Below are 14517 nucleotides of genomic sequence, written 5' to 3'. Positions count from 1 at the left end.
TCCAACCCCAACCACCACCGAGAAACTAGCGGCAGCAACACGGATCTGAACCGCTCATAGCAGTCCGTGCCAACTGGCACTGGACCCGGCTCGGTGATCCACGGCGCAATTGTCGGGCAATTTTCTGTGCGACGTCATGCCGGACAATCCCTGCGCCCACATGCCGAATTAGGGGATTCCCCGATTCCCTCCCCGAGGGTGTGCTCCATACGCTGGCGGGGCTACTCAAGGGGGAGAACTGTCATGGCGTGGGAAAAGCGCATTGGCCGCGTGGGCGCGTTGGCTGTCGCGTTGGGAATCGGTTCCGCCGTGGTGGGAATGCCGTGCATTTCATGGGCGCAGACCGAGGAGTCAAGTTCAGCCGGCGTTGCGAAGTCCGACGCAGGTGATCCACGCACGGACACCAACGGCGCAGGGGAGTCCTCCAGTTCTGGGAGGGACGACGATGGTGAGACGAGTCCGATCGCCACGCCGGACTCCGATTCTCCTGCGGACGACTCCGACGTGGCGGACGGGCTGATCGAAGTCTCGGACGATGAGACTCCCATCGACGATCCGGAATGGGTCGACCCTGACGAATCGGTCGATCTTCCTTCCTATTTTGATACCGAGGAGCGCGGCGACAGGCCGACCGAGGTAACTGACGAGCAGACGTACCCCGACGTCGACGCGAACGAAGCAGATGATGTCGACGCGGAAGTGTCTTTGCCGGACGACTTCGATACCGATGACACCGCGACACCTCCTTCAACACAGCCGACAGCAGACACCGTGCAAGAAGACGCGGCGGTCGAGCCAGCGGTAACGGATCCGGGGATGGTGGTCCCGGCGAGCCCTGCGACGCAGGTGTCTACGCCCCCAACGGTCACGACGTCGCTGGCTGTGCCGGCGGCAACCGCCTCAGACACCGAAGATCCAGATGGCCCCGCCGCCTCGCCACTGTTGCTCACTCTGCTGGCGTCAGCGTGGCGGTCTGTCACCGACCGCGTCGACGCGGCGCAGCCGGCGTCGGCGGTACCGAGCGCAGCAGCGCCCGGCGACACAAGCGTCAGCGCGATCTCGGCGCCGATTCGGGGTGGGGCAAGCCAGTCGCCCGTCATCGCTGACGACGGCACCATCTACCAGGTCACCGACGGCGGAGGGACCACACGGGTCAGCATTCTGGACAGCGACGGTCAGGTCGTCACGACCAGCGAATTCGACGGCGTCGGCACTCGAGCGCAAGCGGCAGCACGCCCGGACGGCTCGCTGATCGTGGTGACCGCCTCGGAAGGTCGCTGGAGTACGACGGTGAGAGCTGTGGACAGCGACGGGAATGTCACGAGGCTGGCGACAGTCTTCGGCCTTGCCGACAGCCCGCTGACCGTCGGTGCAGACGGGGCGTTGTACTTCAAGACGGTGATCCGTCCCCTCGCGGACGACCTGCCGGCGATCGATTACCGCTTTGTCCGGGTCTCCGCCAACAATTTCACGCGAACGTATTCCTATGACACCGACTTCGAGCTCGCTTCAGACGGGACCGCGCATCTGGTGTCGTCGCGGTTCGGTTTCTCCACGCTGCGCACCATCTACTCCAGCGGCTGGACCAGGGCCAGCCTGCTGCCCTACGGCTCCGATCCGAGCGCTCCGATGGTCGACCAGGACGGCACCGTCTATGTGACAGCCGGCGTGCAAGGACTGTTCGGCACGAAATCAACGCGCGTGTACACCATCGAGGGCGCCTCGCGTACGGTGCGTTCCATTGCCGGCCTACCTGGCGAGATGGTGTTGACGGCCAACGGTTTCGGGCTGGAGACCTTCACCTTCGACGGTTACACCGACGACGGCACCGGCACGACCTACATCTCGATCGTCACCGCGGACTCCATCGTGACCTCAGACGTCATCGACGGCCGCATCGAGGGTCTACAGGTCGGATCGAATGGCACCGCCTACGCGCCGATCGTCGATCCCACACGAAACGACAACGCGGTAGCGGTCATCGACCCCGACGGTGAAGTGGTGCTGGTCGTCGTGCCCGGCATGGTGGTGGTCCGCGACAGAGGGGACAGGCTGGTGCGTGGCGGGTCGGCGCAATCCAATGACGATTTCGGATACGTCAACTACACCGCGGACGGTACGGAATACGTGGCAGTACTGGGTCCCGACGCTGCCGTCGCGCGGACGATCGAGCTTCCAGAGGGGGCGCACGGCACGGTCTTCTTCGGCCCTGACGGTTCGGCCTTCGAACTGCTCGAGTACTACGGGCCGAGCGTGAGCGAGTACGGGCGGCAGATTCTCGCGCTGTCCACCGGTGCCTACACGTCCTTTGTGCCCGGCAACTCGGCAATCGATGATGCCGACGTGGTGTTCGGACCCGATGGAACCGGCTACCTCCTGACCCACGTTTCCCCGGAGTACGAGACAAACATTCTCGGGTTCAACGCAGCTGGGGACACCGTCGTCCCACTGAGCACCATCACCAGTCCAGCGCTCGGAACCAACGCTGACGGTGAGACCGTCATTTTGGTGTTCGGTCCGGACGGCACCGCCTACGTCGTGGACAGAAGCCGAGACGACAGCGGGGTGTATGCGCTGACCCCAAGCGGCGCACAAAAGCTGGTTGAGCTCGAATACTCGCAGCTGGGTGATCCCAGACTGCCGACCTTCGGCGCCGACGGCACCGGCTATGTGGCCAACACGGTCTACCTCGACGGCGGCATCTTCGAAACCACCGTCACCAGCTTCACACCGACGGTGAGTGTCTGAGGTAACGCAGCCGGGCCGTCTTGGCCTACCCGGAAGGTGCCGGGCAGTGCCGGCCTATCCGGCAGGCGCCGGCTTGCCCAACGTCCGCCACACGCGTGCCGGCGTCATCGGCAGGTCCCGCACCCGCGCGCCACATGCCCGGGCGATCGCGTTGGCAAGGGCGGGGGCTACCGGGTTGTAGGGCGATTCGCTCATCGACTTGGCGCCCATCGGCCCGAGCTGGTCGACGGTGTCGGCGAAATACACCTCGGTGACAGGGATATCGGCGAACTGTGGGATGTGGTAGTTGCGGAGCACCTGGGTGAGCACGGTGCCGTCGGGTCCGACGATCATCTGCTCGTACAGCGCGGAGCCGATCGCCTGGGCGACACCGCCTTCGATCTGCCCGCGGCACTGCTCGGGGTTGATCACCACGCCGGCATCGGCGGCCTGCACCGACTGCAGGATGCGAACCTCTCCGGTATCGGGATTCACCGCGACCCGAAAGCCCTGGACGTTGAACGCCACCGATCGTGGTGTGCCCTCGTGGCGGCCATAACCGACCAGCGATGCCGGCAACTCGGTGAATTCGACGAGCCGGGTGCCGCACTGCACCCCGTGCGGAGTGAGTTCGCAGGCATGCGGTCCCGATCCAGTGAGTGCCGCCGCTGCGGACAGCATGGCCGACCGCAGCTCGCGGCAGGCAGCGAGCACCGCGGTTCCGGCCACGACGGTACCGGCCGAGCCGAACGCCCCAGTGTCATAACCCGTTGCTTCAGTGTCGGATTGGTGCACCTCAACCCTGTCGGGCGTGGTGTTCAGCTCGGTAGCGACCAATTGCGTGTGCACGGTGGTGGTGCCGTTGCCGAACTCGGCTGTCCCGACCGACAGCCGGTAGCGACCGTCAGGGGTGAGCGTCACCGACGCCTCGGCATAGTGGCCCCGCGGCGGGATCGTCGCGATCATCGCGAGCGCCATGCCCTCGCCGACGCGCCAACCCGGCGGGCTCTCGGCTCCGTTGCCGTCGAGCAGGGCGCGCTGCACCAGGTCCAGGCATTGATCCAAGCCGTAGCTGCCGAACATCAGGTCTCCGTGTCCGACCGCGGCGTCGACGAATTCGTCACCGGGGACCACGACGTTGCGCCGGCGCAGCTCGAACGGATCCAGGCCGAGGCTTAGCGCCAGCTCATCGAGTGCGGACTCCACCGCGAAGATCATCTGGCTCAGGCCGTACCCGCGGAACGCCCCGGACGGGATGTTGTTGGTGTAGACCGACTGGGCGTCGACTCTCTTGTTGGGGCACCGGTACACCGATACCGATTCCGAGCATCCGTGGAACATCACGCCGGGGCTGTGGTTGCCGTAGGCGCCGGCGTCGGTGAGCACGTCGACGGCCAGCGCGGTCAGCACGCCGTCCGGCCCGGCGGCCGCGGTGACGTCGATCCTGAACGGATGCCGGCAGGGCGCCATCGTGAACTCGTCGGAACGCGAGAATTCGTAGCGAACGGGCCGCCCCAGCCGCAGCACAGCCAGGGCGACGATGTCCTCGGTCAGCATCTCCTGCTTGCCGCCGAACCCGCCGCCGATGCGCCGGGTGAACACGTGGACATCCTCACGGGACAGGCCGAACACGTGGCACAGCTCATCCCGGACCAGGAACGGAACCTGGGAACTGGTGCGCAGCACCAGTCTGCCGTCGTCGTCACGCCACCCGGTGCAGCCGTGGGTCTCGAGGTGGGTGTGCTGGACGCGCTGGGTGGTGTAGCGCTGCCGAACGACCACACCACCGGCGGCGACCGCCGCGTCCACTCCGGTGGCGACGTCGCCGATGCCACCATGCACCTCGGCGACGATGTTGCGGCCCGGGTCGGCGATCCGCGCGTCCGGGCCTTTGTCCCGGTGCAGCAGCGGCGCTCCCGGCGCCCGCGCCGCGTCCGCGTCGAACACTGCCGGAAGCTGTTCGTAGGTCACCGCGATGGCGCGGCATGCCCGTTCGGCCGCGGCGACACTGTCGGCGATCACGGCCGCCACCCGCTGCCCGACAAAGCGCACCGTGTCGTCGAGGACCACGGTGTCGTCGGGGTCGTCGGCGCGGTCCTCGTGCCGCGCCGTCGAGAACGCCACGTCCGGGCTGTCGCGATGGGTCAGTATCAGGTGCACCCCGTCGACCGCTTCGGCGGCAGTGGTGTCGATGTCGAGGATCTTGGCGTGGGCCACCGGGCTCGACAGCACCGCGAGATGCAGCAACCCGGGCGGCTCGAAGTCCATCGTGTACTGCTCGGTGCCGGTGACGACGCGCACCGCAGCCGGCGCAGCCACCGAGTCGCCGACACCGCCGGACTTCTCGACGTTGACCCGTCCACCCAGTGCGTCACCGATGGCGCGATAACCGGTGCAGCGGCACAGGTTTCCCTTCAACGACTGGGGGAGTTCGGCGAGCTGGTCCTCAGACAGGACCGCGGCCGTGGTGATCATGCCCGCCGTGCAGAAGCCGCACTGAAAGCCGGCGGCTTCGACGAACCGACGCTGCAGCGGATGCAGGTCGCCCGGGTCACCCAGCCCGGCGACGGTGGTGACGTCACGGTCCTCGGCGCGAAATGCCGGAAAGACGCATGAGTGCACAGCCTCGCCGTCGATCAGCACCGCACACGCGCCGCAATCGCCGGCGTCGCATCCCTTCTTGACCTCGGTGTGGCCACGCTCGCGCAGGAATGTTCGCAGACACTGCCCGGGGCGCGGATCACCCTGCTGCTCTTCACCGTTGACGCGCATGCTCATGACAGCTCGCGACGGATCTGTTCGGCCAGCACCAGCGCAACCGCGCGCCGCCAGTCGGGGTCGCCGTGCGCATCGAGGGTCCACGCCGTGTCAGGAATCGTGGCGTGTGCCGCTTCGAGCTCGAGCGCGCTCGGCACGGTGCCGAAGTCGAACACGTGGGGTCGTGTGGTGGCCGCGGTCACCGACACAACGAAGCGGTGCCCGTCGGCGACGGTGTCGCGGCGCCCGATCACGACGACGCCTGAGCGACCGAGCGGAGACGGCGCCACCTTGCGGTAGGCGGTCGCGGCGCGCAGTGCGGTGGCGGGAATCCGGACCGATCGCAGGATCTCGCCGGGGGCGAGTGCGGTGGCGCCCGAACCGGTCACGAACTCCGTGATCGGCATCCGGTAGTCGCTGCCGTCGCCGCGCCACACGGTGACCTCGGCGTCCAGCGCCGCACCGAGCGAGATCATCGAGCCGGCCGGAAAAGCCAGGCAGATGTTGCCGCCGACCGTGGCGCTGCTCCAGATCTTGAACGAGGCCAGCAGCGCGGTGCAGCATTGGTGCAGCAGCGGTGCAGCTGTCCATTCGGGGCGTTCCGCCTGCAGCCGCGCCGAGAGGCGCGACACCTGCGCGACCGTCGCGGTCGCCGCCAGTTCGACACCGTCGTCGGACACCGTGACGGGTTCCCAGCCCAGCCGGGTGATGTCGACCAGGCGGCGGATGTGCGGCTGCGGCTCGGAGAACAGCCAGGTCCCTCCGGCGAGGATCGCGTCCGCCGGGCCGAGCGGCCACAGGTCGTCGCGGTGGGTCGGTGTGCTCGTCGTCTCGACGGTGTTGAGGTCCATCGTGCTCAGCTGACCGGGGTCACGGGTCCACCCATGATGTTGTTGACGATTCCGCGAATCACGTTGCGGCCGTCTTCGTGTCGTAGCTCCTCGTACCACTCGGCGGTCTTCTGCGGGTCTTTGCCGTGGGTGACGTCGCAGCGTTTACGGGCCCGCAGAACAAGATCCGCGGCTCGCTCCGAGCGCGCCTGCTGATAGGCCAGCAGCGCCGCGTGGACATTGCCGGGGTGGTCGCGGAACGCCCACTGCAGTGCGACGGCGTCCTCCATCGCCGAGCAGCCGCCCTGCCCGATGTCGGGAGTGGTGTTGTGGGCGGCATCGCCGAGCACGGCGACCCGGCCCTTGACCCAGGTGTGGAACGGGTCGAGGTCGAGGATCTCCACCCGGTTGGTGGCCATCGGATCCAATTTGTCGATCAGGGTCTGCACCCCGGGTGCCCAGTCGCCGAAGTGCCCGCGCAGCACCTCTCGTGCGTCGCCGCGCTCGTAGTTCTCCTTCTCGTCAGAGTCCTCGGGCATCACGACGTCGAAGAAGAAGTAGAACCGGCCGTCGGACACCGGCATCACCGAGACCCGTTTGCCGTCACCGACATAGGTGGTCCACTCGGTGGCAGGGCCGATCGCTTCGTCGGTCTCGACCAGGCCGTTGAAGTTGACGTACCCGGCGTAGCGCCGGGTCACCGGGCTGCCGAGCACGTACTCCCGGGTGATCGAGCTGGCCCCGTCGGCGCCGATGATCACGTCGGCCGACACCGTGGCGCCGTCGGCGAACGTCGCGGTGGCCTCCTCAGGGCCGTCGGCGACGCTGACCATCTTCATCCCGAAGTTGATCTCGTCCATGCCGTAGGCCTCCATCAGCATCGCCTGGAGTTCGGCGCGCGCGATGGGGTAGGGGCGCTGGCCCACCTCGTCGATCAGCGGCTGCATGGAGAATCGGCACATCGTCTCACCGGTGTGTGCGTCGAGGTAGCTCATCGTGTCGACGATTCCGCCCAGTCGCGCGGTCTGCTCCTCGAGGCCGAGGTGATTGAGGCACTTGACCCCGTTGGACCACACCGAGATCGCTGCGCCGACCGGCTTGTTCTCGGTGACTCGTTCGTAGACCTCGGTGTCGATGCCGATCTGGCGCAATGCGATCGCCGCGCTCATGCCGCCCATTCCGGCGCCGATGATGACCGCTTTCATTGGTGCGTTCCCCTCTTCGTCAGCTTCCGCGGTAGGTGGAGTAGGCGTACGGGGAGAGCAGCAGTGGCACGTGGTAGTGCGCGGCCGGGTCGGTGACCTCGAAGGCGATCACCACCTCCGGGTAGAACGCCGGGACGCGGGCCATCGCGAAATAGCCTGCGGTGTCGAACGTCAGCCGGTAGGTGCCCGGTGTCAGATGGTCGGCGAGGTCCTTCACACGGCCGTCTCCGTCGGTGACCGCGGTGGTCAGTACGTCCGATGCGGAGTCGGTGAGCGTGACGGCGACCCCGACGGCCGGGGTGCCGGAGACCGCGTCGAGCACGTGGGTGGACAGGCTCATTGCGGCGTCTCCCTCATCAACAGGCGCTCGAGCCGCAACCGGTTGATCTTGGCCAGCTCCGAGCGCATCACCCGGCGTTCGGTCTCGGGATCATTGTCGAGCCGATCGGTCAGGATGGCCAGCAACTCCTCGGCGGTGCGTCCGCTGGCGCACACCAGGTACACGTAGCCGAACTTGTCGTCGTAGGCGCGGTTCTTCTCGGCCAGCTCGGCTTTGACCGCGTCGGCGGCGTCGGCGACACGGGCCTGCTCGCGCGCCGAGCTGGGGTTGTCGGCCTTGGCGCCGATCCGGGGATGGCCGTCCAGCGCCGCATCCAATTCGGCGTCTGGTAGTTCGGCGAGCACCCGGTCGGCGCGGTCGAACAACGCCTCCGCGTCGCGGAACGGCCCGCCGGCCAGCACCCGGCGGGCCCAGATCGTCGAGGAGCACACCTCGAACAGCAGGTGCATCCGCTGCCGTTCGGACAGCCGGTTGAAGCCCTCTATTCCCTCGGTCATCTAGAGGATTTCGTCCAATCGGCTGAATCGGGCCGAGGCAATGGGATTGGCGTTGTCGACCAGATCGGTGAACCGGTAGTTGGCGATCTTGGCGACCTCGATCAGTGCGAACGCTTTCTCCGCGCCGGGCGAATTGTCCATCCGTGACCACCCGTTCTGCAGCACCCGATCGAAATGCGCGGTTTCGCGGGCGCAGATCACCAGCGGGAAGCCGAAGTGTTCCCGGTATGCGGTGGCCAGATCGACGACGTCGTTGTGGTCGTCTTCGTCCAGCTTCGACAGCGCGCTGTGGTCGGCGGCCAGAGCGTGGCCGGTCTCGTCCTCGGCGCCGAGATCGTGGAACGCGTTGAGCAGTTCCAGTTGCTGTTCGGAGGAGCCGGTGAGCACCGCGTCCTGGAACGACTCGCGCAACTGCTTCGTGCTCGCGAACGGACGCTGGTCGTAGGCGCGGTCGACCGCCCACGGCACATCCTGCACGACGTGGCCGAACACCTCGGTAAAACGTTCCCGGGTCATCGAATTGACCTCGTTGAGGGTGATCGAGCCGCCGCCTGCCACCCGGGGTCCCTGCGAGCCGGTGTGGAAGAAGACGATGTTGAGCAGGATGGCGCTGACCGCCCCGATGCTGATGCCGCTGCCGAAGATGAGGTCCAGTCCGGTCGGCATACCCTGGGCGATGTCGGGATAGGCGGTGACCCACAGCGCCAGCGCCAGGCTGGTGGTGACGATGATCAGGTTGCGGTGATCGGTGAAATCCACCTTGCCCAGCGTCTGGATCCCGACCGCGGCCACGGTGGCGAACAACGTCAGTGCCGCGCCGCCGAGCACCGGGTTGGGGATCGAGGCGACGATCGCGGCCACCTTGGGCAGGAATCCGAGCAGGATCATGAACACGCCGGCCGCGGCCACCACCCAGCGGCTCTTGATCCCGGTGAGCCGGACCAGTCCGACGTTCTCGGAGAACGCGGTGTAGGGGAACGAGTTGAAGATGCCGCCGATGGTGGTGGCCACCCCGTCGGCGCGCAGCATGTTGCCGATGTTCTCGGCCTTGATCCGCTTGCCGACGATCTCCCCGGTGGCGATGGTCGATCCGGTCGACTCCACCGCGATGATCAGCATCACGATCATCATGGTCAGACACGCGACGAAGTCGAATTTCGGCATACCGAACAGGAACGGCGGGGTGAATCCCACCGCAGCGGCCTCGCCGACGCGGTCGAAGTTCATGTCACCCAGCGCATAGGCGACTGCGCAGCCGATGACCAGCCCGAGCAGCACGGCGATGGTGGCGATGAAGCCGCGGAAGAGCCGCTGGATCGCGACGATGACCGCGATGGTGCCGAGCGCATAGAGGAACCAGCGGATGTTGGTCGGGTCCGGCTCGTGGGTGGCGGGATTGGTGACGGCGTCCATGGCGCCGACCGGGACCAGGGCCAGGCCGATGACGGTGATCAGCGTGCCGGTGACCACCGGGGGGAAGAATTTGAGCAGCTTGATGAAGACGGGCGCGATGGCGAACGCGAAGATGCCGGCAACGATGACCGCGCCGTAGACGTAGAGCATGCTGGCCGAGCCGCCTCCGTTGGCCAGCCCGATCGCGATGATGGGCGCTACTCCAGCGAAGGTCACGCCCTGCAACAGGGGCAGTCGCACCCCGACTTTCCAGAACCCGACGGCCTGGATGATCGAGGCGATCCCGCAGGTGAACAGATCGGCGGTGATGAGTTTGACGAGTTCCTCATCGGTGAGTCCGACTGCACCGGCGATGATGATGGGCACCAGGACCGCGCCCGCGTAGAACGCGACGACGTGCTGGAAACCGTAGGTAGCCAGTTTGGGAACCGGCAGCACCTCGTCTACCGGGTGCACGCGCTTGGGCTTGTTCGCCGTGGTCGGAGCCGCCATCGTCAAAGAATCCTGCAGATGGCGGTTGTTCGCATGTCGAGCGGTTCGCGTGGCCCGCTCTCGACGTGGCAGAATTGCCGGGTGCGAGCGGTGCTGTGGGACATGGACGGCACCCTCGTCGACTCCGAGAAGCTTTGGGACATCTCGCTCAACAAGCTCTACGAGTTCCACGGTGCGACGATGAGCCGCCAGACCCGCACCGCGTTGGTGGGCGCCTCGGCTGAAGAGACCATGGTCACGGTGTACACCGAGCTCGGCCTGGATCACGATCCGGCCGCGATCGCCGGGTCGATCCAGTGGCTGCACGACCACACCGCCGACCTCTTCGACGGTGGTCTGCCGTGGTGCCCGGGTGCCCGGGAGATGCTGGAAGCGCTTGTTTCGGAAGCTGTTCCGATGGCGCTGGTGACGAACACGCAACGGGAGTTGGCGGAGCGCGCGCTCAACAGCATCGGGCGGCACTACTTCACGGTGACGGTGTGCGGTGACGAGGTGCCCAGCGGAAAACCCGCCCCCGACCCCTATCTGCGGGCCGCCGAATTGCTCGGGCTGGAACCCGGCGACTGCCTTGCCATCGAGGATTCGGTGACGGGGTCGACGGCGGCCGAACGTGCGGGGTGTGCGGTGCTGGTCGTGCCCAACGACGTGCCGGTGCCCGGGAGTGAGCGGCGCCGGCATGCCGAGTCGCTGGCCGGTCTCGACGCAGCGGCGCTGCGCCGGGTGTATCGCGAGATCGACCGGGAGGCCCGCGACCGTACGGCCTGACCCGGCCGCACCCCCCGATATCGGTCCGGGCGGTCGGTGTTGTGTGCGATCGTAGCTGTGATCGATCTCATAGCCGAGTCGAGAAGGGGGTCGCGGCATGGCCAGAGGAGACGGCGGCGGAGCCGGCGCCGGCACCGAGTTCAGTTCCGGACGCAGCGCGCTGCGGGTGGCCTCGGTGGCCGCACTCGGCGGCCTGTTGTTCGGCTATGACAGCGCCGTGATCAACGGCGCCGTCAGCGCCCTGCAGGAGGAGTTCGCGATCAGCGACGCGACCCTCGGCTTCGCGGTCGCCTCGGCGCTGCTGGGCGCCGCCGTCGGCGCGTTGACCGCCGGGCGCCTCGCCGACGCGATGGGCCGGCTGTGGGTGATGAAGCTGGCCGCGGCGCTGTTCCTGATCAGTGCGGTCGTCACCGGCATCGGCACCAACATCTGGCTGATCGTGGTGTTCCGCGTCGTCGGCGGCGTCGCGGTCGGCATCGCGTCGGTGATCGCGCCCGCCTACATCGCCGAAACCTCGCCCGAGCGCATCCGCGGTCGGCTCGGCTCCCTGCAACAGTTGGCCATCGTCAGCGGCATCTTCGTGTCCCTGGCCGTCGACTGGCTGCTGGCCGAGGCTGCGGGCGGCTCCAACGAGGAGCTGTGGCTGGGTATGCAGGCCTGGCGGTGGATGTTCCTCGCCGAGATCATCCCCGCACTGGCCTATGGTCTGCTGGCCTTCACGATCCCGGAGTCGCCGCGCTATCTGGTTGCCACGCATCGCATCCCGGAGGCCCGTCGGGTCCTCACCCGGCTCTTGGGGGAGAAGAACCTCGAGATCACCATCAACCGCATCCAGGACTCCCTGCACGCCGAGAAGAAACGGTCGTGGCGTGACCTGTCCCGCGAGCGGCCGGACGACGAGGTCGCCTCGGGCTTGATCAACTGGATCCGCGACTACCTGTGGTGGCTGCTGTCGGTGTTCGCCGTCCTGGCGGTCACGGCGTTCGGCTTCGGGCTGTGGCCGCTTGCCGCTGTCTTCCTCGCGCTGCTCATCGGTGTGGCGCTCATCGGCGGGCTGTACGGCATCGTGTGGGTCGGCCTCGGGTTGTCGATCTTCCAGCAGTTCGTCGGGATCAACGTGATCTTCTACTACTCGAACGTCCTGTGGCAGGCGGTGGGCTTCGACGAGAGCTCGTCGTTCACGATCACCGTGATCACCTCGGTCACCAACATCGCGACCACGCTGATCGCGATAGCGCTGATCGACAAGGTCGGCCGCAAACCGCTGCTCCTGGTCGGTTCGACCGGAATGGCCGTCACGCTGGGCACCATGGCGGTGATCTTCGGAACGGCGCCACTGGTTGACGGCCAGCCCCAGCTCGGCGACGTGGCAGGGCCGGTCGCGCTGATCGCGGCGAACCTGTTCGTCGTGTCGTTCGGGATGTCCTGGGGGCCGGTGGTGTGGGTGCTGCTCGGCGAGATGTTCCCCAACCGCATCCGGGCGGCGGCCCTGGGTCTGGCCGCCGCCGGCCAGTGGACGGCGAACTGGCTGATCACGGTCACCTTCCCGGGCCTGCGGGACGTGCTCGGGTTCGCCTACGGCTTCTATGCCCTGTGCGCGGTGCTGTCGCTGCTGTTCGTGTGGCGCTGGGTGGAGGAGACAAAGGGCAAGACGTTGGAGGAGATGCACAACGAGGCGCACGTCGCCCGCCCGTCGCCGCACTGAGCAAGGCGCGGCCGTGTCACCGATGCCAACCCGCGGCCATGCCGCCGAGACCAACCCACGGCCGATGGCAGTAGCGGAGTCCGGTCGTGACACAATCGCAGGCCGTGAAGACCTTCGACGCGCTGTTCGCCGAGTTGAGTGAGCGTGCGCGCACCCGCCCCACCGGCAGCGGCACCGTCGCGGCTCTCGACGGCGGTGTGCACGGTATCGGCAAGAAGATCCTCGAGGAGGCCGGCGAGGTGTGGCTGGCCGCCGAACACGAGGGTGACGAGGCGTTGGCCGAGGAGATCAGCCAGCTGCTCTACTGGACCCAGGTGCTGATGCTCGCGCGGGGACTGTCCCTCGACGACGTGTACCGGAGGCTGTGAGCGATGCTGCGCGTGGCGGTCCCCAACAAGGGCACCCTGAGCGAACCGGCCGCCGAGATCCTGTCCGAGGCCGGCTACCGGCGGCGGACCGACGGTAAGGATCTGACGGTCGTCGATCCCGCCAACAACGTCGAGTTCTTCTTTCTGCGCCCGAAGGACATCGCGATCTATGTCGGTTCCGGGGAACTCGACTTCGGCATCACCGGCCGCGACCTGGCCCGCGAATCCGACGCGCCGGTGCGGGAACGGCTGGCGCTGGGCTTCGGTTCCTCGACGTTTCGTTACGCGGCACCGGCAGGGCGGCCGTGGCGGGTCGAGGATCTTGCCGGCAAGCGGATCGCCACGGCCTTTCCGAACATCGTCCGAAAGGATCTGTCGGCCAGGGGAATCGAGGCTACGGTGATCCGTCTTGACGGCGCGGTGGAGATCTCGGTGCAACTCGGCGTGGCCGATGCGATCGCCGACGTCGTCGGGTCCGGGCGCACCCTGGGCCTGCACGACCTCGCGGCGTTCGGTGAACCGCTGTGCGACTCCGAGGCTGTGCTCATCGAGCAGGATGACGCCGGGGAGCCCGCCGACAGCGAGAAGGCCGCGGCCCGCGCCCAGTTAGCAGGCCGGGTGCAGGGGGTGGTGTTCGGTCAGCAGTATCTGATGCTGGACTACGACTGCCCCCGTCCGCTCCTCGAGAAAGCCACCGAGGTCACACCCGGGCTGGAGTCGCCGACCATCGCGCCACTGGCCGACCCGGGTTGGGTGGCGGTGCGGGCGCTGGTGCCGCGTCGGGACGTCAACGCGATCATGGACGAACTGGCGGCCATCGGCGCCAAGGCGATTCTGGCCTCTGACATCCGGTTCTGCCGCTTCTGATCGAGACCGCTCACGTCGTCGTCGACCGTGTTAGCGTCCGGATGTCCATCCACCGGTCGGAGGTCCGATGACGCTGGTTTCCGTGCTTCTGTTGGCCTTACTGATCGGCGTCGTCGCCGGTCTGCGCGCGATGACTCCGCCGGCGGCGGTGGCCTGGGGGGCGATGCTCGGCTGGATCGACGTGACCGACAAGTGGTCGGAGTGGATGGCCCATCCGATCACGGTCACGGTGCTGACCATCTTCCTCGTCGTCGAACTGGTCACCGACCAGTTGCCGAGCACTCCGAGCCGGAAAGTCGCCCCGCAGTTCATCGCTCGGCTGGTCAGTGGTGGGTTCGCCGGTGCGGTGATCGGCAGCGCGTTCTTCCATACCTTCAGTGCCCTGGGCGCCGGCATGGTCGGTGCGGTGCTCGGCACGTTGGCCGGCGCCGCCCTACGCAGCAGGGTGGCCGCCGCCAACAAGGGCAACGATCGCCCCGGTGCCTTCGGTGAGGATGCGCTGGCCGTCGGCGGCGGACTGCTCGTCGCCTTCCTGGTGAGCCTGGTGTAGT

Annotated in this window: 11 protein-coding genes and 1 pseudogene; 6 read left to right on the top strand and 6 right to left on the bottom strand. The window is 67.2% G+C overall.

The genetic code is table 11. The annotated features are described in order from the left end of the window. Positions 1 to 93 precede the first annotated feature (93 nt). Positions 94 to 2748, top strand: coding sequence for a hypothetical protein (locus J3476_RS00840; RefSeq protein WP_207064736.1), 2655 nt, complete (start codon positions 94 to 96; stop codon positions 2746 to 2748). Positions 2749 to 2802: 54 nt separating this feature from the next. On the opposite strand, the gene J3476_RS00835 is transcribed toward J3476_RS00840, so the two are convergent. The 6 genes from J3476_RS00835 to J3476_RS00810 are packed head-to-tail and all read right to left on the bottom strand — an operon-like array spanning position 2803 to position 10261. Further along, positions 2803 to 5505: a molybdopterin cofactor-binding domain-containing protein gene (locus tag J3476_RS00835; protein ID WP_207064735.1), complete on the bottom strand. Its 2703-nt coding sequence runs from the start codon at positions 5503 to 5505 to the stop codon at positions 2803 to 2805. After that, a complete protein-coding gene (locus tag J3476_RS00830; protein WP_207064734.1) occupies positions 5502 to 6335 on the bottom strand; it encodes a xanthine dehydrogenase family protein subunit M in 834 nt (277 codons plus the stop codon). The genes J3476_RS00835 and J3476_RS00830 overlap by 4 nt, the downstream gene beginning before the upstream one ends. A gap of 5 nt (positions 6336 to 6340) precedes the next feature. Then, entirely contained in the window at positions 6341 to 7519 is a 1179-nt protein-coding gene (gene hpxO / locus J3476_RS00825) for an FAD-dependent urate hydroxylase HpxO (RefSeq protein WP_207064733.1), read from the bottom strand. A 19-nt stretch (positions 7520 to 7538) separates the two neighbouring features. After that, positions 7539 to 7859 (bottom strand): hydroxyisourate hydrolase, encoded by a 321-nt coding sequence (uraH, locus tag J3476_RS00820; protein ID WP_207064732.1) that lies wholly within the window; start codon positions 7857 to 7859, stop codon positions 7539 to 7541. Beyond that, positions 7856 to 8356, bottom strand: coding sequence for a 2-oxo-4-hydroxy-4-carboxy-5-ureidoimidazoline decarboxylase (gene uraD, locus J3476_RS00815; protein ID WP_207064731.1), 501 nt, complete (start codon positions 8354 to 8356; stop codon positions 7856 to 7858). The genes uraH and uraD overlap by 4 nt, the downstream gene beginning before the upstream one ends. Beyond that, positions 8357 to 10261: a solute carrier family 23 protein gene (locus J3476_RS00810; protein WP_207064730.1), complete on the bottom strand. Its 1905-nt coding sequence runs from the start codon at positions 10259 to 10261 to the stop codon at positions 8357 to 8359. It abuts the gene before it with no gap. An 81-nt stretch (positions 10262 to 10342) separates the two neighbouring features. Between J3476_RS00810 and J3476_RS00805 the strand changes: the two genes are divergently transcribed. The 5 genes and pseudogenes from J3476_RS00805 (at position 10343) to J3476_RS00785 (ending at position 14516) form a co-directional block, all read left to right on the top strand. Further along, entirely contained in the window at positions 10343 to 11026 is a 684-nt protein-coding gene (locus J3476_RS00805) for an HAD family phosphatase (RefSeq protein WP_163676231.1), read from the top strand. Between the two features lie 163 nt (positions 11027 to 11189). Continuing rightward, a pseudogene (locus J3476_RS00800) lies at positions 11190 to 12731 on the top strand (MFS transporter); the annotation flags it as partial. Positions 12732 to 12817: 86 nt separating this feature from the next. Next, positions 12818 to 13099, top strand: a complete 282-nt coding sequence (locus J3476_RS00795) for a phosphoribosyl-ATP diphosphatase (protein WP_207064729.1) — start codon at positions 12818 to 12820, stop codon at positions 13097 to 13099. A 3-nt stretch (positions 13100 to 13102) separates the two neighbouring features. Further along, complete coding sequence (hisG, locus tag J3476_RS00790) at positions 13103 to 13966, top strand: ATP phosphoribosyltransferase (protein WP_163676221.1); 864 nt, start codon at positions 13103 to 13105, stop codon at positions 13964 to 13966. Positions 13967 to 14033: 67 nt separating this feature from the next. After that, the gene (locus J3476_RS00785) at positions 14034 to 14516 is read left to right on the top strand and encodes a DUF4126 family protein (RefSeq protein WP_207064728.1); all 483 of its coding nucleotides are present in this window, start codon (positions 14034 to 14036) and stop codon (positions 14514 to 14516) included. Position 14517 lies beyond the last annotated feature (1 nt).

Source organism: Mycobacterium sp. PO1, from assembly GCF_017312405.1.
GTDB lineage: Bacteria > Actinomycetota > Actinomycetes > Mycobacteriales > Mycobacteriaceae > Mycobacterium.
This window is presented reverse-complemented; position numbering and strand designations above follow the sequence as displayed.